This is a genomic window from Sphingopyxis sp. EU05-FHT14B03 (assembly GCF_058790875.1).
Genome location: NZ_JBYTDC010000001.1, coordinates 1690399 through 1711518 on the forward strand (window position 1 = coordinate 1690399; position 21120 = coordinate 1711518).

Genomic DNA, 21120 nt, shown 5'->3' on the forward strand with positions numbered 1-21120 from the left:
ATGGGATGACCCCGCTATTGGTGTTTCGCGAGGTTGCATAGGTCACACACGTATATAGTTCCCTTTGTTTGCGCCTCTGTCCAACGGATAACAGCCATAAGCCCTCGCCATTCCACCCGTCACTGCGATCAACAGTATCGCGTTCGGTCGCATTCACCAACTCGGTCCTGAATCCCGGCGGTCGCGTGGCGAGACCGTTCCCTTTTGGAACCGTCGGTGCTCGAACGCGGCTGAGGGGGCACGTGTCGAGTAAATCGGCTAGCGGTTCCGAGTCGACTGCTATCTGGGCAGAGCTTTCTGCGTTCTCGCGCTGAATTGTGCGGCGAGGACTCCCTGTTGCTGCGCTCAACTTTCACAGCATTGATGCGCGGTATGTGGCAAGCTGAAAGCCAGAATTCCAAGCGCTAGCCCATGCCTCCACGGAGCATCGAGGGTGAGCTGGTGCTCACCCCCGCAGCACCGCCCCCGCCTTCGCCGCAGCAGCCACCACCTTATCCGCAATCGCCTTCAGCTCGGCTTCGGCAAAGCTTTTCTCGGCCGGTTGCAGCACGACTTCGACCGCCAGGCTGACCTGCCCCTCCGGCACGCCCTGGCCGGCGAAGCGGTCGAACAGGCGCGCGTCGGTGATCACCGCCTTGTCGGCGCCCTTCACCGCGCGGACGAGGTCGCCCGCCGCGAGGCTGTCGGGCGCGAGGAAGGCGAAGTCGCGGCGCACCGGCTGCAACGCGGGCGGGGTGAAGGCGATGCGCGCCGGGCCGCTCGCGCGCTTCGCGGGGATCGCGTCGAGGAAGATCTGCACCGCCATCACCGCGCCGTCGACGTCATAATGCCGTGCGAGCGAAGGATGCAGCGCGCCGAATTCGGCGAGCACCGCCTTGGGGCCGAGGCGCAAGGTCGCGGCCTGCCCCGGGTGCCAGATGCCGGCCTCGGCGACGGGCTCCATCACCTGCAACCGGTCGGTCGGCGCGCCGGCGGCGTCGAGCAACGCCAGCGCCGCGGCCTTGGCGTCATAGGCGTCGAAGGGCTGCGCCTTGCCCGCCTGCCAGCCGCGCTCGCTGCGGTTGCCCGCCATCACGATGCACAGGGTCGGATGCTCGGCATCGCTCAGGTAACGGCGACCGATCTCGAACAGGCGGATGCTGTCGGCGCCGCGATTCTGGTTGCGCGCCGCCGCGGCGAGCAGCCCGGGTAGCAGCGACGGACGCATGACCTTCAAATCCTCGCTGATCGGATTGGCGAGGCTCCACGCGCCGCCGCCAAAGGGCGCGGCCTCGCGGTCGGACACGAAGCTCCACGTTACCGCCTCATGATAGCCCGCCGCCGCCGCCGCGCGGCGCAGCCGGCGTTCGAGCAATTGTTCGGGGGTCGCGGTCGGCTTGGCGACGCCATCGACACGCGGCAGCGCGACCGATTCGACCGCGTCGAAGCCGGTGATGCGCGTGACTTCTTCGACGATGTCGGGCGCGGCGTCGACGTCGCGGCGCCAGCTCGGCACCGCGATGCGCCAGGGCGTGCCTTCGGTCACGCCGAAGCCCAGCGATTCGAGGATCGCGCGCTGTGTCGCGGGTTCGATCGCGATGCCGCCGAGCGTGGCCGACAGCGCAGGGTCGTACTCGACCGTCTTTTCGGCGGCGGGCGGGGTGCCCGCGCGCGTCACTTCGGACGGGGTGCCGCCGCAGATCGCGAGAATATGCCCGGTGACGATCGCGGTCGCATCGTCGAGGAAGGCGGGGTCGACCCCGCGCTCGAACCGGCTGCGCGCGTCGCTGGTCAGCCCGAGCGCCTGCCCGGTCAGCGCGATGCGTTCGGGGGTGAAATAGGCGATTTCCAGCAGCACGTCGGTCGTCGTCTCGCTGCACCCGCTATGCTCGCCGCCCATGATGCCCGCGATGTCGTGGACGCCTTTATCGTCGGCGATCACCGTCATCGTGTCGGTCAGGATATAGTCCTTGCCGTTCAAGGCGGTGACGGTCTCACCTGGCTTCGCGCGGCGCGCGGTCAGCCCGCCGCTCAGCTGCGCGCGGTCATAGACATGGCTCGGGCGGCCGAGGTCGAGCATCACATAGTTGGTGATGTCGACGAGCGCCGAGATCGAGCGCTGGCCGACCGCTTCCAAGCGGCGGCGCATCCATTCGGGGGTGGCGACGCGGTTGTCGACGCCCGCGATCGTGCGGCCATAGAAAGCGGGGCAGGCCTCGGGCTCGTCGGTGGCGATCGGCGTCGCGATGGCGCCTGCCCCCGCGATCACGGGAACCTCGAGCGGCTTCAGCGTGCCGAGCCCGGCGGCGGCGAGGTCGCGCGCGATGCCGCGCACGCCCATGCAATCCTGCCGGTTGGGGGTTATCGAAATGTCGATCACCGGCTCGCCCGCGCCGCTGTAGTCGGCGAAGGCGGTGCCGATGGGGGCGTCAGCGGGCAATTCGATGATCCCGTCATGATCGTCGCCGAGTTCGAGTTCGCGCGTCGAGCACATCATGCCGTTCGATTCGACCCCGCGCACCGCGGCGACCTTCAATTCCATGCCGTTCGCGGGCACCACCGCGCCGGGAAGGCCGAGCACGCCGACGAGCCCCGCGCGCGCATTGGGGGCGCCGCACACGACGGTCAGCGGCGCGCCGCCGTTGATGTCGGGGCCGGCCTCGACGGTCAGCACCTGCAATTTGTCGGCCTGCGGATGTTTCTCGGCGGTCAGCACGCGCGCGACGCGGAAACCGGTCAGCTTCTCGGCCGGATTCTCGACGCCTTCGACCTCATGGCCGATGCGGTTGAGCGTCGCGACGACGTCGGCGACGGTGAAGTCACCTTCCAGATGCTCGCGGAGCCAGTCGAGGGTGATCTTCATGCCGAAATCCCCCCGCTGAGCGTCGGGACCGACAGCGCGCCGAACCCGTAGTGCGACAGCCAGCGCAGGTCGCCGTCAAAGAAGGCGCGCAGGTCGTCCATGCCATATTTGAGCATCGCGAGCCGGTCGACCCCGACCCCGAAGGCGAAGCCCTGCCACACATCGGGATCGAGCCCGCAGTTCGCGATCACGCGGCGGTTGACCATGCCGCTGCCGAGCAGTTCCATCCACGCATGGCCGTCGTCGTCGCCGTTGCCGCCAACGATGCGGCGGCCCTTTTCCTGTTTATAGCCGACATCCACCTCGGCCGAGGGTTCGGTGAAGGGGAAATAGCTCGGGCGCAGGCGGAGCACGATGTCGTCGCGCTCGAAATAGGCCTTGAGGAAGGTCTCGAGCGTCCATTTGAGGTGCCCCATATGGATGCCGCGGTCGATGACGAGACCTTCGACCTGGTGGAACATCGGGGTGTGCGTCGCGTCGCTGTCGCTGCGATAGACACGCCCGGGGGCTATAATCCTGATCGGCGGTTCTTTTTCCATCATCGTGCGGATCTGCACCGGCGACGTATGCGTCCGCAGCAACATCCGCTGCGCGGAACCTTCGCCAACTTCGGGAAAATAGAAGGTATCGTGCATCGCCCGCGCCGGATGCGTCTCGGGAATGTTGAGCGCGGTGAAATTGTGCCAGTCGTCCTCGATCTCGGGACCCGTCGCGACCGCGAAGCCCATGTCGGCGAAGATTTCGGCAAGTTCGTCCATCACCTGACTGACCGGATGCACGCTGCCGCGCGCGGCGGCGCCGGCGGGGAGCGTCATGTCGAGGCGTTCGTTCGCGAGCTTCGCCTCGAGCGCCGCACCTTCGAGCGCGTCCTTGCGGTCGGCGAGCGCGGCGGTCACCGCCTCGCGCAGCGTGTGGATCTGCGGGCCGACCGTCTGGCGCTCCTCGGGGGTCATGCCGCCGAGCGTCTTGAGCAGGCCGGTGACGCTGCCCGCCTTGCCGAGCGCGGCGACGCGCAGCGCCTCGAGCGCGCCCACATCGGTCGCGGCCTCGATCGCGCCGGTCAGCTCGGCCTGCATAGCCTGGTAATCGCTCATGGTCGTTTGTCCTGCGGCGGCGGAAATGCCGCGCTTTACTGCGGCGCCGCTTGCACCGAACGGGCGGCGCGGGTCAACCCCCGAGGGCCCGGATCGCGCTAGTTTCCGGGCTTGTGCAGCCCCTGTACGGCGGCTCCGATCGCGGCGGCGCGCCCGCGGGCGGCGGCACCGAGGATCGGCTTGGCGCGCGCGGCATAGGCGCGTGGACTCATCCCCATGAAGCGTTGGAAATCGCGCGTGAACTGCGCCTGGTCGTAATAATGATAATCGAGCGTATCGATCCACGTCATCGACGGGTCGAGCATGAAGCGCGCGAGGCTGCGCAGGAAGCGCTGGCGGCGTAGCAGCAATTTGGGCGGGAAACCGAAAGCGCGGCGGCTCAGCCGCTCGACCGAGCGTTCGGACAAGCCGAGCTTGTCGGCCAGTTCGGCGACGCTGCCGAGATCGTCGTCGATCAGCGCGCCGTGCGCGGCAAGGATCGCCGGGTCGTCGCGCGGCGCACCGTCCAGCAGGCCGGTGAAATGATCGTCGATCGCCTGCGCCGCGGCTTCGACGTCGTTGGCCTGCCGCAATTTTCCGGCCAGCGGGGCGAGCGCGGCAAAAGCGGGGTGCGCGGCGCCATCGACGAAGCGGTCGGCCATCTCCTCGGCCGGAATCGCAAAGAATTTCGCCCAGCCCGCCGGCAGGATGCCGATCCCCCAGGTGCGCATGCTGCCGACCGAGAAATAGGTCGCCTTGCTGGTCGGACCGGTGACGTTGAAATTCGGTGCAGGCACCACCGGATCGTTCCCGATCGCGCTCAACGTCGTGTCGCCCTCTATGAAGCGCATGTTCGCCCATTCGGGGTGCAGATAATCCTCGATGCGCACACCCGCCGGCGCCTCGACCTCGGTCAGATAGATGATGCTCGAATAGGGCCGAAGCGCCGCGGACACGGGAAAAAAGCGCGTCGCCACGCGCACGTCGGCGCCTTGCCCCGAATGACTGGTCTCATCCGTCATGACGCCGCACCCTTCGCACCTATGCGAAAAAAAACAACAGGCTAAGCGATTCCTTTGTCGGGTTTTTACAATTCTTCCGCGGCGCGCGACCGCATATGTCGCGGCAAGGAACATCTTCCACCGGCCGGCGGCTTTCTGCGACCCACGGCTTTTCGGTTCGGAGGGAGGGGGGCGGTGCGTCGTTTACGATCATCGTCGGAACGGCGCGAGGGGCAACCTTCGCGCCGTTTCTGTTTGTGGCGGCCCGCCGGCAAATGGTGCGGGCACGAAAAAGGGCGGCCCCTCGCGGGACCGCCCTTATGTCTTTGTCGCGATGATGCCCGGGGCTCAGGCCGCCTTGGGCAGCGCCGCCTTCGCCTGCGCGATGATCGCGGCGAACACGCCGCCTTCGTTCATCGCCAGGTCGGCCATGACCTTGCGGTCGAGGTCGACACCCGCCAGCTTCACGCCGTGCATGAACTGCGAATAGGTCAGGCCTTCGGCGCGAACCGCGGCGTTGATGCGCTGGATCCACAGGGCGCGGAAGTTCCGCTTTTTGACCTTACGGTCGCGATAAGCGTATTGGCCGGCCTTTTCGACCGCCTGCTTGGCGACGCGAATGGTGTTCTTGCGACGGCCGTAATAGCCCTTCGCCTGTTCCAATACGCGTTTGTGCTTGGCGCGCGTGGTGACGCCGCGTTTGATGCGTGACATGGCTTAGCGCTCCTTACTTCAGGCCGTAGGGCGCCCAGAGGCGCACATGGGCCACATCCGAATCGCTCAGCACGCTGGTGCCGCGGTTGGTGCGGATATATTTGGCATTGTGGTTGATCAGGCGGTGACGCTTGCCGGCGACGCCGTGCTTCACCTTGCCCGAGGCGGTGAATTTGAAGCGCTTCTTCACACCGCTCTTGGTCTTCAGCTTGGGCATTTTGGTCTCCTTTGGAAGTCCGTTTGCGTAGCGGCATGGCAGCCCTTTCAGCCAGCCGTTACAATCGGAAGCGGCGCGCCTAGAAGGATTCGCCCGGAAATGCAAGCCTTGCGGTCCATTCCCATGAAAGAACGGGCCGCCGTTTCCGGCGCCCCGTTCCGTCCCGCCATGCTCAGAAGCGGACGCCGAGCGCGACGCCGGCGTGGCGACGCTGGAAATTGATGCCGCCGATGCGGCCATTGTCGCCATAGCCGAATTCGACGCGGCCATAGAATTGCTCGCCGAAACCATGTTCATAGCCGACCGCGCCCTGAAAGCCCGATCCGCTCTCGGTGGCGCGCAGCGCGCCGCTCTGCGCTTCGACGCGCAGCTTGGCATAGCCGACCTTGCCATAGATCTGGCCCTTCGACCCGATCGCATAGCCGAGGTGCAAGCCGGCGCCGAGATTGTCCTTGACCTTCAGCGTGTCGATGCCGTCGCTGGCCTCGACCGACGATTTTTCGAAGGTGACATAGGGGCCAACCACGAACGACGAGCCGACGGCGACGTCGAAGCCCGCTTCGCCGCCCCACGCGACCGCGCTGCCGACCTTGTAGACATCGTTGTTCTGGGCGATGCTGCTGACCGTCGGCGTTTCATAGACGGCGCGCGCTTCGATGCGGAAACCCGCCTTGGCATTGCCTGCATCGTCTTCCTGCGCGAGCGCGGGCGAAGCAAAACCGGCCGCGAGGATCGCAGCCACAATCATATTTTTCACGAAATACCCCCTGTTTAGAAGACGCTGGGTTCAGCGTCGCGGGGGCGATTAGCCGTTTGGGCGACAGAGTAAAGCGACATTGCGTTCGCAATGCCAACGGCCTTCGAAGGCGATGGCCGCTCGCCTCAATGGTGGCAGGCGAGTCCCTCGACGACATCCTCGAGTCGCGCCGGATCGCCAAGCGCGATGACACGGCCCTCGCTCTCGCTGTGGAGCGGGTCTCCGTTCCAGTCACACATCGTTCCACCCGCGCCCTCGACGACGGGGACCAGCGCGGCAAAGTCGTGAAGCTTCAACCCGGCCTCGACCACCAGATCGATATGGCCGCTGCTCAGCAGCCCGTAATTGTAGCAGTCGCCGCCAAAGACCATGCGCTTGTGCGCGGTCTGCGCCGCCAGCGCCATGAAATGCTCGCCGTCATGGTCGCTGAAATATTGCGGGCCCGTCGTCGCGAGCACCGCATCGGACAGGTTGCGGCAGCTGCGCGTGCGCGCTGGTTTGCCGTTGAACAGGGTCGGCTGTCCCATTGCCCCCACCCAGCGTTCGCCCGCGACCGGCTGGTCGATGATGCCCAGCACGGGCCATCCGTCTTGCAGCAGCGCGATCAGCGTGCCGAAGATCGGCCGGCCGGCCATGAAGCTGACGGTGCCGTCGATCGGGTCGAGCACCCACTGGCGCGATGCGCCGGGACGCTCGGCGCCATATTCCTCGCCGATGATGCCATCGCGCGGCGCTTCGGCGTCGAGCAGACGGCGCATTGCGGCCTCGGCCGTGCGGTCGGCCTCGGTGACGGGCGATGCGTCGGCCTTGGCCTCATGCTGATAGGCGGAACGGAACAGCGGGCGGATCGCGGCGCCGGCAGCGTCGGCGAGGCGGTTGGCGAGGGCGATGTCTTCGGCGCGCATGGGGGCTCCAATGGAGTGGCAATCAACGGCCAATGCCATGCCTGCCGGTGCGAGGCTAGAGCAGCCAGTCGATCGGCAGGTGCGACAGCAGCCACACGCCGGTGCGGTTCCACGCCGTGGTTCCCGGTTCGGTGACCAGGATGCTTTGCCGCCCGTCGGTGGATATGCCCCATTGCAGTGAGCCTTCCGGCGACAGCGTCACGGCGTAGCTGTGATCGGGCAGGCGTGCGCGCAGCCCGTCGGCGACCAGCCCGGACAGATAGGGGCTGTCGATCAGGAAGCCCATTTCGCAATTGAGTTCGGCCGACCGCGGATCGAAATTGAACGAACCGACGAACAGCAGCCGGCGATCGACGACGAAGGTCTTGGCGTGCAGGCTTTCGCCGCCGCCGCTAAAGCGGGTCGCGCTGTGGGGGCTTTCTTCGGCATGTCCTTTGGGACCAGGCCGGACCTCGAACAACCGAACACCGGCTTCGAGCAGGGGCGTGCGCTTCTTGACATAGCCGGCGTGGACCAGCGGGACGTCGGTAACCGCGAAGCTGTTGGTCACGACGAGCGTATCGACCTTGCGCTGCGCGAGGCCGGTGAGCAGGTCGGTCCCGGACCCGGCGGGCACGAAATAGCCCGAAATCAGGTCGAAGCTGCCCTTCGCGCCGGCGATCACCGGTTTCAACCGGTTGATCAGCAGCGATTCGGGCGGTTCGGCCCCGAGCGCCTTTGCCGGGTCGTCGCTGAACAACCGGACGTCGGTCCATTGCCAGTTCAGCGTCTGGCTCATCGCATCCCGAATGAAGGCGGTCGCCGCGATGGCCGCGCGATATTGCCGTCCGCGTTCGCTGTCCGATTCGGGTGGGTCGCGCAGCGCCGGCATCGGCTCGCCGCCATCGGCGGCGATCAGCAATTCGGCCGGATAGGCCGACCGGCTGTTCCAATAGCGGTCGAATTGCGCCGACACCTCGGGCAGCACCGCGCCGATCGCCAGCGCGTCCATGTCGATGAACAAGCCGTCCTGTTCGGCGCCGAAATATTCGTCGCCGACATTGCGCCCGCCGACGATCGTTACCGCGCCGTCGATGGTCAGCGACTTGTTGTGCATCCGCCGGTTGAGGCGTGGAAAAGCGAAGAGGTAATTGGCCGCGCGGACCGACCGCAGGGTCAGCGGGTTGAACAATCGCACCTCGATGTGCGGATGGGCGTTCGCGCCGGCCAGCATCGGGTCGAGTCCAGCCGTGGTGTTATCATCGATCAGCAGGCGGACGTCGACGCCGCGATCGGCCGCCCTGACCAGTTCGGCGAGTAGAATCCGCCCCGACAGGTCGTTGTTCCAAATATAATATTGCAGGTCGACCGACCGTTCGGCGACGCGGATCATCTCGACCCGCGCGGCAAAGGCGTCGAGCGCATCGGGGAGCAGATAGATGCCGCTTTGTCCCGGGTGCCGCGCCGACACCGGGGCGATCGCCGCCGCAACGGCCGCGGTCGGATCGGAGACCGCCTGGCTGCTCCGCCGGCCATCGAGCGAGGGCAGCGGGAATGCCGCCCACAGCGCCAGTGCCAGCAACGCAAAGCTTCCGGTCGCGAAAACCAGCGACGTCAACATGCGTCGCAAGAGCCTTTTCCGGCGCGATGACCGCTGTTCAGGAATTTTGTCATCGCCGTGCCCCATATCGTGCCTTCCTCGCGCCAAGTCTGGGCGCAAAGCGGGGGCAAGGCAATCCGGCGATCGCGCCTCAGTCGAACAGGCTGCTGACCGAGCTTTCGTCGGCGATGCGCTTGATCGCCTCGCCCAGCAACGGCGCGACGGTCAGCGCGCGGACCTTGCCGCTGTCGTTGACCGCGTCGGTCGGCTGGATCGAATCGGTGATCACCAGCTCGGTGAGCTCGCTCGCATCGACGCGCGCGACCGCACCGCCCGACAGCACACCGTGGGTGCAATAGGCGACGACACCCTCGGCGCCCGCCGCCTTCAGCGCCGCGGCGGCGTTGCACAAGGTGCCCGCCGAATCGACGATATCGTCGATCAGGATGCAGAAACGCCCCTTCACGTCGCCGATGATGTTCATGACTTCCGATTCGCCGGCGCGCTCGCGGCGCTTGTCGACGATCGCCAGCGGCGCGTTGTCGAGCCGTTTGGCGAGCGCGCGGGCGCGCACCACGCCGCCAACGTCGGGCGACACGACCATCAGATTCTTGCCCGCAAAGCGCGCCTGGATGTCGGCGCTCATCACCGGTGCGGCGTAGAGATTGTCGGTCGGGATGTCGAAAAAGCCTTGGATCTGCCCCGCGTGCAGGTCGATCGCGAGCACGCGGTCAGCGCCCGAGGTGGTGATCAGATTGGCGACGAGCTTGGCCGAGATCGGGGTGCGCGGGCCGGGTTTGCGATCCTGGCGGGCATAGCCGAAATAGGGAACGACCGCGGTGATGCGCTTCGCCGAGGCGCGGCGCAGCGCGTCGTTGATGATCAACAGTTCCATCAGATTGTCGTTCGCGGGGTAATTGGTCGGCTGGACGACAAAGACATCCTGGCCGCGGACATTTTCGTGGATTTCGACGAACACTTCCTCGTCGGCGAAGCGCCGGACGCTGGTGTCGGTCAGCGGCAGTTCCAGATAGTCGGCGATGGCGCGCGCCAGCGGCAGGTTGCTGTTGCCGGAGATCAGTTTCATGGGGTGCGACGCCCTTTCGCGCGGGAATGATGCGCGGCCCTTAGCCAGCCGGGGCGCGAAGGGGAAGACCTAAAGCCACCCCGCCGCGCGCAACGCGGGCATCATATCGCGCGCGACCGGTGCTTCGTGGCCGCCTTTCAGGACGATCACCGCGGTGCGGCCTTCGCGGCGCACGCTTTCGACCGCGGCCCTGGCGACCCACCAGCTGCGGTGAATACGCAGGCCGTCGGCGTCGCCGAGCCGGTCGATCGCGTCGCGCATCCGCATCAGCACCATCTCCTCGCGGCCTTCGCCGATGATGCGAACATAGTGATCCTCGCCCTTCAGCGCGCGCACCGGGCCGAAACCGGGTGGCAGCAGCAAGGTGGCGGCGGCTGGTTCGGGTGGCGACGGCGCGGGCCCGGGAACAGGGGCCGCGGCCAACGGCGGCCCCGCCAACGCAGGGGACGCCTCGGATGCTGCCGCATCGCGTCGGAAGACCGCGCCCATCGCGATCGAGACGACCGCCGAGACGACCCATATATAGAGGTACATCGTCCAGAAGCCCGGCCAGCGCAGCGCCGCGGCGAAATCCATGCGCATCGCCATCATCGTGATGATCAGCGTCAGCGGCACGCTCGCGACGACGAGCGCGAGCAAAGTGCCGGCAAAGCGCGGCATCCCGGTGGCTTCGCACAGCCAGCTGGCGACCACGCCGGTCGGGCGAAACAGCGCATAGCCGGCGAGCAACCAGATCACCCAGCTCAGCATCCGCTGCGCCGGCGGCGCGCCGAATGTGCCGAAGGGGCCGAGCAGCCCGATCAGCAGCCCGAGCGCCACCATCACCAGCAATTCGATCGTCAGCCTTTTCGCCATGTCGCGTCTTGTGTCTGCCATTTCACGAAGCGTCAATCGGCGAAGCAGCCTGTTTTGCGAAGAAATCCGCCGTTTTTGCGAAGCCCGGCTTGCCCGCGAACCGCGCCGTGGCAGGGACAGGGCATCGTATCGACCAACGGGGATTTCATCATGACCGCTCTCGCCGCCAAGCCCGCCCGCGCCGCCAACCTGCGCCGCATCGTTGTCACCGCGTTCATCGTGCTGGGGGCGATCGTCGCGGCGGTGCTCGTCCGCTCCTTCACCGGGACATCGGACTATCGCACCCCGGCCTGGGCCGTCCAGCTCCACCTCGCGACGGTCATTCCGGCGCTGCCGCTCGGCGCCTGGCTGCTGTGGCGTCCGGCCAAGGGCGACGCGACGCACCGCATCGGCGGGCGCGTCTGGGCGCTGCTGATGATCGCCACCGCGATCGACAGCTTCTGGATCCGTACGATCACCGGCGGCATCGGCCCGATCCACCTCTTTTCGGTGCTGACGCTGGTGCAGCTACCGCGTGCGATCTGGTTCGCGCAGAGCGGCCAGATCGATCGCCACCTCAAGACGATGCGCGGCGTCTATTTCGGGCTGCTCGCTGCCGGCTTCTTCGCCATGGCGCCGGGCCGGACATTGTGGATGCTCGTCTTCGGTTGAAATCGGAACGGTTCGGCCTAAACCGCAGGGCATGACCCAGCAGCTCTCGATCGTCCTTTCCCAGATGACGCAGGTCGTCGGTGACCTTGCCGCCAACGCCGACGCGATGCGTGCCGTTCGCGCGCGGCACCCGCAGGCCGACCTGCTCCTCTATCCCGAGCTGCAGCTGATCGGCTATCCGCCCGAGGATCTGGTGCTCAAGCCCGCACTCGCCGAGCGGGCGGCAAAAATCCTCGCCGAACTGGCCGCCGAGACCGCCGACGGTGGCCCCGCGATGCTCGTCGGCTCGGTCGAAAGAGACGGCGATGCGCTCTACAATATTGTCGCTTTGCTCGACGGTGGCCGCGTCGTCGCGACGCGGCGCAAGCATGAACTGCCCAATTACGGCACTTTCGACGAAAAGCGCGTCTTCGCGCCCGGCCCGCTGCCCGATGTGGTCGAGTGGCGCGGGATCAAGCTCGGCCTGCCGATCTGCGAGGACGGTTGGCTGCCCAAGGTGTCGGCGCATCTCGCCGCGCAGGGCGCCGAGTTGCTGATCTCGGTCAACGGAAGCCCCTATGAAATCGATAAGGACGACCGCCGGCTGACCCAGGTTTTCGCAGGCCGCGTCGCCGAGACCGGCCTGCCGCTGATCTTCCTCAACCGCATCGGCGGGCAGGACGAGCTTGTCTTCGACGGCTGCTCCTTCGTGTTGAATGCCGATGGCGCGACCGCGCACCGGCTGACCGACTGGGAGGAAGAAGAGCGCGTTACGCACTGGATCAAGGGCGCGGACGGCTGGGCGTGCGACAGCGGCACGATCGCCGAGTGGGAGGCGCATCCCGCCGACATCTACAGCGCGATGATCCTGTCCCTGCGCGACTATGTCGAGCGCAACCGCTTCCCTGGCGTCGTGCTCGGCCTGTCGGGCGGGATCGATTCGGCGATCTGCGCCGCGATCGCCGCCGACGCGCTCGGTCCCGACAAAGTGTGGTGCGTGATGCTGCCGAGCCGCTTCACCAGCCAGGAAAGCCTCGACGATGCCGCTGGCTGCGCGGCGATGATCGGCTGCCGTCTCGACACCATATCGATCGCCCCGGCGGTCGATGCCTTCGACACGATGCTGTCGGACAGTTTCGCCGACGCGGCTGTCGACACCACCGAGGAAAATGTCCAGTCGCGCATTCGCGGCGTTACGCTGATGGCGCTCAGCAACAAATTTGGTCCGATGCTGCTGACCACGGGCAACAAGAGCGAGATGAGCGTCGGTTATGCGACCATCTATGGTGACATGGCGGGCGGGTATAATCCGCTCAAGGACGCTTATAAGATGACGGTCTTCGCCGCGGCGAAGTGGCGCAACGCGAATGTCCCGCGCCTGTCGCGCAACCCGGTGACCCCGGTGATGCCCGAGACCATCATCACCAAGCCACCGAGCGCCGAGCTGCGCCCCGACCAGAAGGACGAGGACAGCCTGCCCGCCTATCCCGATCTCGACCGGATGCTCCACATGCTGGTCGAGGAGGAAAAGAGCGTCGACGATGTCGTCGCGAAATATGGCTTCGACCGCGATGCGGTGGCGCGGATCGAACGGCTGCTGTCGATTGCCGAATATAAGCGCCGCCAGGCGCCGCCGGGGGTCAAATTGTCGACGCGCAACTTCGGGCGCGACCGCCGTTATCCGATCACCCACGGTTTCCGCACGGCTTAGCGGCGTGCTTTTCGCGATCGTCGTGGCCGGGTCGCCGCAGCGAGCGGCGCCAGCGGGCTGACCGTCGCGGTCGGCGCGGTGTCGCGCTGCGGCTTGGCGGCATAAAGCGCTTCGTCGGCGCTGCGCATCAGATCGAGCAGCGAGGCGCCGTCGTCGGGCGCACGCGCCAGTCCCGCGCTGGCACCGATGCGAATCGGCTGGCCGTCGATCGGGAAGGGCGCGGCAAGCGCCGCGAGCAGCGCGCTTGCCCGCACATCGAGCGCTTCGGCATCGCAACCGGGAAGCCATATCGCGAATTCGTCGCCGCCGACGCGCGCGACGGTCGCCGCTTCGCCCGCCTGCGCGCGCAGCCGCCCGCCGATCGCGATCAGCAACAGATCGCCTGCGGCGTGGCCGTGGCGGTCGTTGACCGGCTTGAAGCCGTCGAGATCGATCAGGACCAGCGCCGCCCCGGCACCGCCCGCGGCGAAAAATTCTTCCGCGGCCATGTGGAGCGCGCGGCGGTTGGCGAGCCCGGTCAGCGGGTCGGTCATCGCCTGGCGTTGCAGCCGGCGGCGCAGCATCAGCATCTCGACCTGCTGGCTATGCTGGTCGAGCACCAGCCGGACGAGGAACGCCGCGGCGAGCAGCGTGATCGCGACCGCGATCAGGTCCATCCAGTTGCCCGCGACGATCAGCAGCGCGACCACGGGGCCGATTCCCGCCGCCATCACCGACAATGTCGCGCCGCGCACCGGGGCGAGGCAAAAGGCGGTGGTCAGCGTGCCCATCACCACGAACATCGGATAATAGGAGCGCTGGCCGGGGACCGACAGCCACCAGCTCGACGCCGCCCAGACGCTGCACAGCGCGGCGATCGGCATGGCGATGAGGAACATCCGGCCGATCAGGCGGTGCGCGGCGGCGGCGCTCATCGGCGCGGTGCGGCGGCGCAGCCAGTGGACCAGCCGGATCGCGGCGACCCCGACCGCGGCCAGCGGCATGCCATAGCGGACCAGCCAGGGCGCCTCGTCGCCGGCCGCCAGCGCCGGCGCGTCGCCCGCCGTGGCGGCCATCGCGGTGAGGATCACCGCGATCATCACCGAATAGAGGATCGGGACGAGCACCCGAAGCCGCGCGACGCGCGCCAGCGCCAGCTCGTCGGCAATCGCCGAGGGCACGCGCGGCCACAGCCGCTCCCGCCATCCTGTGGTTCCGCCCTCCATGACGCGGGTGCTACGCAGAAAGCGCAAAGAAGCGGTTAAGCCTGACCGCGCGGCAGGCGAAGTTGGGGTCGCCATGCGGGGCGCGATGGCGCTATAGGCGCGCGCATGACCGTCACCACCCGCTTTGCCCCGTCGCCGACGGGCCACCTCCATGTCGGCAATGTCCGCACCGCGCTCCACAACTGGATGTGGGCGCGCAAGGCCGGCGGGCGCTTCCTGCTGCGTATCGACGACACCGACCGCGAACGGTCGAAGGAAGACTATGTCGCGGGCATTCGCGCCGATCTCGCCTGGCTCGGCCTCGATATCGACGGCGAGGAGCGCCAGTCGGCGCGCTTTGACCTGTACGAGCGCGAATTCGACCGGCTGAAGGGCGCGGGGCGCGTCTATGCCTGTTACGAGACCCCCGAGGAACTCGACATCCGCCGCAAGGTGCTGCTCTCGCGCGGCCTGCCGCCGGTGTATGAGCGCAAGCCCGCCGACGCCCCGGTTCCCGAAGGCGTGACGCCGCACTGGCGGTTCCGGCTCGACCATGATGCGATGATCGCATGGACCGACATGGTCCGCGGCGACCAGAGTTTCGACCCGAAATCGATGTCCGACCCGGTGGTGCGCCGCGCCGATGGCAGCTGGCTCTATCTGCTGCCGAGCGTGATCGACGATATCGCGATGGGCATTTCGCACGTCGTGCGCGGCGAGGACCATGTGTCGAACACCGCGGCGCAGATCCAGATGTTCGCGGCGCTCGGCGCGGCTCCGCCCGCTTTCGCGCATGAGGCGCTGCTCGTCGGGACCGAGGGCAAATTGTCGAAGCGGCTGGGCTCGCTCGGGATGGATGGCTTGCGCGAACAGGGGATCGAGCCGGTCGCGCTCGTCGCGCTGCTCGCGCGGCTCGGCACCAGCGACCCGGTCGAGCCGGTCACCGACGCCGCGCCGCTGATCGAAACGATCGACTTCGCCCATTTCGGCCGCGCCCCGGCGCGTTTCGACGAGGCCGAGCTGGCGCTGGTCAACCAGAAGATCGTCCACCAGCTGGGCCATGAGGCGGTTGCCGACCGCCTGCCCGCAGCGATCGACGCCGCGCGCTGGCACGCGATTCGCCCGAATCTGATGACCGTCGCCGAGGCGGCCGACTGGGTCGCGGTGTTCGACGGACCGCTGGGTCCGCCGCCCGCCGACGACGCCGATCGCGCGGTGCTCGCCGCCGCCGCCGCCGCGGCGCCCGCCATCGATTGGGGCGCCGATCCCTGGCACGCGCTCACCAATGCGGTGAAGGTGGCGACCGGCGCCAAGGGCCGCGCGCTGTTCCTGCCGCTGCGCCGCGCGCTCACCGGCCGCGACCATGGCCCCGACATGGGCGAACTGCTGCCGCTGATCGCGAAGGATCAGGCGATCGTGCGGCTCTCCGCCGCCTGAACCCCCCGGTATCCCGCGATGATTCGCTTGCCGACCTCTTCGCTTGACAATCACAGGTATGTTATAATATCACATGATTGCGACCAGGCCGGATAGCAGCACAAGCGCGGCGGCCCCGGGTCGGTTCGGCAAGGAGAGAGGCCATGACCCTGATACCGTTGATATCCGCCGCCCTGTCGCCACGCTCGGCGATGGCGGCATCCGCCGGTGGCTCGCTGCTGCAGCGCGGCAGTTATAATCCCGGCGCCGGCCATCGTCCGTTCGCCGCGGTCTTCGCGGTCGGGGTGCCGATCGCGCTGCTCACCGTCGTGGCGCTGACCCCGATGATTTCGGTGATCGTCGAAAAACCCGGGCCCACCACCGTCATCTCGATCCCGATCGAAAAGCCGCTCCCGCCGCCGCCGGCGCCCGATCCGGCGCCGCAGCAGAAGCAGCAGCAAACGCCGCTCACCACGACCCCGACGGAACTGCCGCCGATCGCGCAGACCCCGATCTTTGTGCCGGAACAGATTTACGTGCCGCCGGCGGGAACGGGAACGGGACCTTCGATCCCCTATGCTCCGCCCGTGCCGCCCATGCCCAAGCTGGTCCTCGCGCAGCTCGACCAGCGCTACCTCGCGAATTTCCAGCCCGATTATCCGGCGCGCGAGCAGCGCGAAGGGATCGAGGGTGTCGCCAGGGTGCGGGTGCTGATCGGCAGCGACGGCAAGGTGAAGCAGGTCGAACTGGTCAGCACCGACAGCCCCGGCTTTTTCGACGCGACGAAGCGCCGTGCGCTCGCCAAATGGCGCTTCAAGCCCGCGACGCGCGGCGGCGTGGCCGAGGAAAGCTGGAAGGAGATGACGGTGCGTTTCGAGATCCGCAACGCCTGACGTCTCTCCCGGGCGGGCGGCGGCCGGCCTCCTGACACTGGCCGTCGCTCGTTCGTTTCGCTTGACACAAGCGCCGAATCCCGTCAGAGGCGCGCGCTTATCGGGGGCGACGTGCTTGCGCGCTGCCCTGTCGTTTTTCACACATCAGTCGGGGTCTTCGCCCCGCGCGCCGCGACCGCCCGCCGGTTTCTGCGTCACTATTCGAGGAACAGGGCCATGGCCAAGCCGACGACCGTCAAGATCAAGCTCGTGAGCACCGCCGACACCGGCTTCTTCTATGTCACCAAGAAGAACCCGCGCACGATGACCGACAAGATGGCGCAGCGCAAATATGACCCCGTCGTGCGCAAGCATGTCGAGTTCAAGGAAGCGAAGATCAAGTGATGCATCGACCCGTTCGGCAACGCTGAACGGAATGATGCGTCTCCCGGTGAAAGCCGGGATCCGGAGGGCGGCCTTTGCGCCGCCCTTTTTCGTGCGCTGCCGCCGCCTGCCTCGCTGCCTAGCGAGCGGCCATTAGCGCGTCGATGAAGGCTTGCGGCGGCGCATAATGATGCGCCACCACATAATGGTGGATCAGCGCCGGCGCGACATAGGTCAGCCCGCCCTGCCCCTCGACCCAGATTTCGCCATTGCCCCGGGTTTCCCGGGGCGAGTCGAGCATCGGAATACCCCCCGGCGACAGGATGGTGGGTGGGTGGGGGCAGAAGTCGCAGAGATGGCTGCCGCGATAGAGGTTGATCGGATCGGCCGCGATCTTCGCCAGCGCCGCGACGAACGCCGCGTCCGGCACCGCCGTAGCGATCGCGTGATCCGAACAGAGCCAGCCGATATTGAGAATCGCGGGGTCGGGTTCGGCGCCGCCATACACGAAGGGGGTCAGGTCGGGATAATAGGCCATGCGCCGTCCTAGGAGGAAAACCGATGGCGCGCCGCGCTTTTTTTTCGTGCGCGGGTGAAGGGCGTTTGGGGGAGGTTATTTCGCGTAGACGGAGGCGGCGGTCTGCCCATAACGCTTCGCTGAAGGCCGACAGGGCGGGATTTTTGGTTTCGCGCAAAGACGCAAAGATGTTGGTTTGCGGCCGCACGGTCGCCTGTCCATCTTCGCCGCGTCCGGCGCAGCGTAAAGGGAATGGAGCCGCTTCGCGGTCATCGCGACATCTTCGCGCCTTCGCGCCTTTGCGCCTTTGCGTATCTTACCGACATCCGCGGCACGGCAATCCGCTCCTGCTGGCGCGCCGCGTCTTCTCGTCACCCCTCGCGCAAAGGCCGCCGTGCGATGTCGTTTTCGATGATGTTGCGGATCGCGATCATCGTCGTGAACGAATGCACCCCCTTGTCCTCGCCGAGCGCCCGGCGGGTGAAGCGGTCATAGTCCTCCATCGTGCCGACCTGAACCTTGAGCAGGAAGTCGTCGTCGCCGGTCACGTCCCACGCGCCGGTGATTTCGGGGTGATGGACGATCTCGCGCGCGAAATTGTCCATCGTCTGCGGCCCCGCCTGCTGCATCTGGACGAGCACATGCATCGTCAGCGCCGAGCCGGTCAGCGCCGGGTCGACCACCGCGATATCGGCGACGATCACCTTTTCCTCGCGCAAACGGCGCAGGCGGCGCAGCACCGCCGACAGCGACAGCCCGACCTTGTCGGCGAGGATTCGCGCGGGCTGGAGATTATCCTCGCGCACCAGCGCGAGCAGGCGGCGGTCGAAACGGTCGAGATCGGGTATTTTTCGCATGATTCCCATCATAACGCGAAAATTGGTCGTTCATATGGTCAATTTCGGCGCCAATCGGCACGGCCCCGGGATTAGAAGAATCGCGTCCGGGCCGCTCTCCCCCTCCCTTGCCGGTCCGGACGCAGGAGATACCCCATGACCCACACGACAAACGAAACCAACTGGATCAACCGGTTGTTCGCGGCGATGATCGAAACCTCGGCGACCGCAGTCGCGGTCCATTATGCCGCCCCGTGGAATGACGCGGCGCGTGGCAAGCGTACCGATCGCAACTAATCGGTCATCAGCCAGTCTTAGCGAGCTTGGCTAGCCAAGCTCGCTATTCCATTGGCCGGATCGGATTGCGGCGTCTCCGCCTGAGCCGGATTACGATCACCGCGCAAATTGCGATCGCGGGCATTGCCCAGTAGAGCGCGAAGAGGCCCCAAGCATAGGCTCCTCCGGCTTCCAACAATTGGCCGCTATGCCCCATTTTGGTGAATAGGCAACCCCTCCCGCGGCATTGGAACCCAAAGGCCTCGGGCCAGTTCAGCTTGCCGGACAGCCACGCTTCCGCCCCCGCGAACGCTAGGCCGAAGGCGATCATTCCGCCCATCAATATGGAAAAACGTATCGGTCCAAGGGTTGAATAGAGCGCCTTGGTCTCGGAAAAGCTGCCCATGTGATGCGCCACTCCCAGATCAGGCGAACGCCCCGACGCTCTCGATGAACTTGATCACCGAAATCGGCTTCGAGACATAGGCCTCGGCGCCGGCGGCGCGGATCTGGTCTTCGTCGCCCTTCCCCGCATAGGCGGTGACCGCCATGATCGGCACCGCGCGCAGTGTCAGGTCGGCCTTCATCTGGCCGATCAGTTCGAGCCCGCTGACATGCGGCAGCTGGATATCCATGATGATCAGGTCGGGCGACACCTCGTGCGCCTTCGCCAGCGCATCGCGCCCGTCGCGCACGGGATGGGCGCTATAGCCATGGGCGTTGAGCAGGTCGCAGAACAGGCGCAGGTTGAGTTCATTATCCTCGACGACCAATATGGTCTTGCCCATGATATTTCACGTCCCCACCTTGCGTTCGGCGCCGGTTTAGGCGAATCGGCGCGGCGATACAATTGCCTCCCGCGAAAGGGAAAACCGACTTGCACGATGCCGACGAAGCGCTGGCGCTGAGCGCGCTGGGCTGGATCCTGACCGACGAACCGCGCGCCGAACGGCTGCTCGCCCTCACCGGCCTGGCGCCCGACGACTTGCGCGAATCGCTCGGCGAACGATCGACGCTCGCGGCGATCCTGTCGTTCCTGACCGCGCATGAGGCCGACCTTGTCGCCTGCGCGGTGGGGCTCGACCGGAAACCCGAAGACATCGCCGCCGCCGCCCATCGCCTGTCTGGCGACGAAAGGATCGAGATATGAACCGCCCGCTCGTCATCACCGATTGCGACGAGGTGCTGATGCACATGGTCGTCCCCTTCGCGCAGTGGGTCGACCAGGAACATGGCGTGCTCTTCCGCATCGAGGACGCGAGTTTCGCCGGTGCGCTCAAGCGCAAGGAATGCGGCACGCCGCTCGAGGCCGCCGAGGTGTGGCCCTTGCTCGACGGTTTCTTCACCACCGAAATGACGCGCCAATATCCGATTCCCGGCGCGCTCGCCGCGATGGCGGAGATCGCCAGGCACGCCGATATCGTCGTGCTCACCAATGTCGGCCCCGAACATCAGCAGCGCCGTATCGACCAGCTCGCGCTGCACGATTTCCACGCCCCCGTCATCGGCAGCCGCGGCGGCAAGGGCGAACCGGTGCGCCGCCTGATCGAGGAATATCAACCCTCGGTCGCGGTGTTCATCGACGACCTTGGCGGGCATCACACGTCGGTGGCGGAGGTCGCGCCCGAGGTCTGGCGGCTTCATCTGGTTGGCGAACCCGCGATCGCCGACAAGATCGCGCCGTCGAAACATGCCCATGCCCGCATCGACAATTGGGCCGAGGCGCAGGACTGGATATTGGCGCGCCTTGCTGAAAATACTCCCGCCCCCACCCCGCTCGCCGTATAAGGAACGTCCCATGGATATCGCCGCAAAGCTCGCCGATCTCGGCCTCGAACTGCCCAAGGCCGCCGCGCCCGTCGCCGCCTATGTGCCGGTCGTCGAACAAGGCGGCCTGCTCTATGTCAGCGGCCAGCTCCCCTTCGACGACGGCAAGGTCGTCACCGGCCGCCTCGGCGCCGATGTCGATGTCGCGGGCGGTTACGACGCCGCACGGCGCTGCGCGCTGATGCTGCTCGCGCAGATCGGCAATGTGCTGGGCGGCGACTGGTCGCGGATCGAGAAGGTCGTGAAGCTCGGCGTCTTCGTCAACTCCACCCCCGATTTCACCGATCAGGCCAAGGTCGCGAACGGCGCGTCCGAACTGTTCGAATCGCTCTTCGCCGATGCCGGCCGCCACGCCCGCGCGGCGGTCGGCGTCGCGGTGCTGCCGCTCGGCGCCGCGGTCGAGGCCGACGCGATCGTCGCGGTGCGGCCGGCCTAAG

Annotated in this window: 24 protein-coding genes; 9 read left to right on the top strand and 15 right to left on the bottom strand. The window is 66.7% G+C overall.

Annotated features, from left to right (window positions below; all coding sequences use genetic code 11):
• Nucleotides 1–445 precede the first annotated feature (445 nt).
• The 10 genes from pheT to AC3WS4_RS08040 form a co-directional block, all read right to left on the bottom strand.
• The gene (gene pheT, locus AC3WS4_RS07995; protein ID WP_492735178.1) at nt 446–2842 is read right to left on the bottom strand and encodes a phenylalanine--tRNA ligase subunit beta; all 2397 of its coding nucleotides are present in this window, start codon (nt 2840–2842) and stop codon (nt 446–448) included.
• Entirely contained in the window at nt 2839–3936 is a 1098-nt protein-coding gene (gene pheS / locus AC3WS4_RS08000) for a phenylalanine--tRNA ligase subunit alpha (RefSeq protein ID WP_492735176.1), read from the bottom strand. The genes pheT and pheS overlap by 4 nt, the downstream gene beginning before the upstream one ends.
• A gap of 98 nt (nt 3937–4034) precedes the next feature.
• Nucleotides 4035–4937 carry a helix-turn-helix domain-containing protein gene (locus AC3WS4_RS08005; RefSeq protein WP_492735174.1) on the bottom strand — a complete coding sequence of 301 codons (903 nt, stop codon included), beginning with the start codon at nt 4935–4937 and terminating at the stop codon, nt 4035–4037.
• Between the two features lie 327 nt (nt 4938–5264).
• Nucleotides 5265–5630: a 50S ribosomal protein L20 gene (gene rplT / locus AC3WS4_RS08010; RefSeq protein ID WP_056341641.1), complete on the bottom strand. Its 366-nt coding sequence runs from the start codon at nt 5628–5630 to the stop codon at nt 5265–5267.
• A gap of 13 nt (nt 5631–5643) precedes the next feature.
• A complete protein-coding gene (gene rpmI, locus AC3WS4_RS08015; RefSeq protein ID WP_056341643.1) occupies nt 5644–5847 on the bottom strand; it encodes a 50S ribosomal protein L35 in 204 nt (67 codons plus the stop codon).
• Between the two features lie 172 nt (nt 5848–6019).
• Nucleotides 6020–6595 carry a porin family protein gene (locus AC3WS4_RS08020; RefSeq protein ID WP_262408235.1) on the bottom strand — a complete coding sequence of 192 codons (576 nt, stop codon included), beginning with the start codon at nt 6593–6595 and terminating at the stop codon, nt 6020–6022.
• A gap of 134 nt (nt 6596–6729) precedes the next feature.
• Nucleotides 6730–7509, bottom strand: a complete 780-nt coding sequence (gene hisN, locus AC3WS4_RS08025) for a histidinol-phosphatase (protein ID WP_492735171.1) — start codon at nt 7507–7509, stop codon at nt 6730–6732.
• Between the two features lie 55 nt (nt 7510–7564).
• Entirely contained in the window at nt 7565–9109 is a 1545-nt protein-coding gene (locus tag AC3WS4_RS08030) for a phospholipase D family protein (RefSeq protein ID WP_492735169.1), read from the bottom strand.
• A 130-nt stretch (nt 9110–9239) separates the two neighbouring features.
• On the bottom strand, nt 9240–10175 hold the full coding sequence (locus AC3WS4_RS08035) for a ribose-phosphate pyrophosphokinase (protein WP_056341658.1): 936 nt from the start codon (nt 10173–10175) through the stop codon (nt 9240–9242).
• A gap of 69 nt (nt 10176–10244) precedes the next feature.
• A complete protein-coding gene (locus AC3WS4_RS08040) occupies nt 10245–11051 on the bottom strand; it encodes a LytTR family DNA-binding domain-containing protein (RefSeq protein WP_492735167.1) in 807 nt (268 codons plus the stop codon).
• Between the two features lie 129 nt (nt 11052–11180).
• Here AC3WS4_RS08040 and AC3WS4_RS08045 point away from each other — a divergent pair, with 129 nt between their 5' ends.
• Nucleotides 11181–11681, top strand: coding sequence for a DUF2306 domain-containing protein (locus tag AC3WS4_RS08045; protein WP_492735165.1), 501 nt, complete (start codon nt 11181–11183; stop codon nt 11679–11681).
• 31 nt (nt 11682–11712) lie between these two features.
• Complete coding sequence (locus tag AC3WS4_RS08050; protein WP_492735163.1) at nt 11713–13371, top strand: NAD+ synthase; 1659 nt, start codon at nt 11713–11715, stop codon at nt 13369–13371.
• Here AC3WS4_RS08050 and AC3WS4_RS08055 read toward each other — a convergent pair.
• The gene (locus AC3WS4_RS08055; protein ID WP_492735161.1) at nt 13368–14576 is read right to left on the bottom strand and encodes a diguanylate cyclase domain-containing protein; all 1209 of its coding nucleotides are present in this window, start codon (nt 14574–14576) and stop codon (nt 13368–13370) included. The genes AC3WS4_RS08050 and AC3WS4_RS08055 overlap by 4 nt on opposite strands.
• Before the next feature lie 105 nt (nt 14577–14681).
• On the opposite strand from AC3WS4_RS08055, the gene gltX reads away from it, so the two are divergent.
• From gltX to rpmG, 3 genes are all read left to right on the top strand, one after another.
• On the top strand, nt 14682–15992 hold the full coding sequence (gene gltX / locus AC3WS4_RS08060) for a glutamate--tRNA ligase (protein ID WP_492735159.1): 1311 nt from the start codon (nt 14682–14684) through the stop codon (nt 15990–15992).
• Nucleotides 15993–16135: 143 nt separating this feature from the next.
• Entirely contained in the window at nt 16136–16864 is a 729-nt protein-coding gene (locus AC3WS4_RS08065; protein WP_492735157.1) for an energy transducer TonB, read from the top strand.
• Between the two features lie 216 nt (nt 16865–17080).
• Complete coding sequence (gene rpmG / locus AC3WS4_RS08070) at nt 17081–17248, top strand: 50S ribosomal protein L33 (RefSeq protein ID WP_056341677.1); 168 nt, start codon at nt 17081–17083, stop codon at nt 17246–17248.
• A gap of 118 nt (nt 17249–17366) precedes the next feature.
• Here rpmG and AC3WS4_RS08075 read toward each other — a convergent pair whose 3' ends face one another.
• Both AC3WS4_RS08075 and AC3WS4_RS08080 read right to left on the bottom strand, forming a co-directional pair.
• Entirely contained in the window at nt 17367–17765 is a 399-nt protein-coding gene (locus AC3WS4_RS08075; protein WP_056341680.1) for a DUF7919 family protein, read from the bottom strand.
• Between the two features lie 350 nt (nt 17766–18115).
• Nucleotides 18116–18601 (bottom strand): Lrp/AsnC family transcriptional regulator, encoded by a 486-nt coding sequence (locus AC3WS4_RS08080; protein WP_056342818.1) that lies wholly within the window; start codon nt 18599–18601, stop codon nt 18116–18118.
• 135 nt (nt 18602–18736) lie between these two features.
• Here AC3WS4_RS08080 and AC3WS4_RS08085 point away from each other — a divergent pair, with 135 nt between their 5' ends.
• Nucleotides 18737–18877 carry a hypothetical protein gene (locus AC3WS4_RS08085; RefSeq protein ID WP_187141755.1) on the top strand — a complete coding sequence of 47 codons (141 nt, stop codon included), beginning with the start codon at nt 18737–18739 and terminating at the stop codon, nt 18875–18877.
• 43 nt (nt 18878–18920) lie between these two features.
• Here the strand turns inward: AC3WS4_RS08085 and AC3WS4_RS08090 are convergent, their stop codons facing one another.
• Entirely contained in the window at nt 18921–19262 is a 342-nt protein-coding gene (locus AC3WS4_RS08090; protein ID WP_187141756.1) for a hypothetical protein, read from the bottom strand.
• Nucleotides 19263–19281: 19 nt separating this feature from the next.
• Complete coding sequence (locus tag AC3WS4_RS08095; protein WP_431592000.1) at nt 19282–19644, bottom strand: response regulator; 363 nt, start codon at nt 19642–19644, stop codon at nt 19282–19284.
• Nucleotides 19645–19733: 89 nt separating this feature from the next.
• Here AC3WS4_RS08095 and AC3WS4_RS08100 point away from each other — a divergent pair, with 89 nt between their 5' ends.
• The 3 genes from AC3WS4_RS08100 to AC3WS4_RS08110 are packed head-to-tail and all read left to right on the top strand — an operon-like array spanning nt 19734 to nt 21119.
• On the top strand, nt 19734–20006 hold the full coding sequence (locus AC3WS4_RS08100) for a DUF3572 domain-containing protein (RefSeq protein ID WP_056341688.1): 273 nt from the start codon (nt 19734–19736) through the stop codon (nt 20004–20006).
• Nucleotides 20003–20644: an HAD family hydrolase gene (locus AC3WS4_RS08105; RefSeq protein WP_492735153.1), complete on the top strand. Its 642-nt coding sequence runs from the start codon at nt 20003–20005 to the stop codon at nt 20642–20644. The genes AC3WS4_RS08100 and AC3WS4_RS08105 overlap by 4 nt, the downstream gene beginning before the upstream one ends.
• A 10-nt stretch (nt 20645–20654) precedes the next feature.
• Complete coding sequence (locus AC3WS4_RS08110; protein WP_492735151.1) at nt 20655–21119, top strand: RidA family protein; 465 nt, start codon at nt 20655–20657, stop codon at nt 21117–21119.
• Nucleotide 21120: the final 1 nt, after the last annotated feature.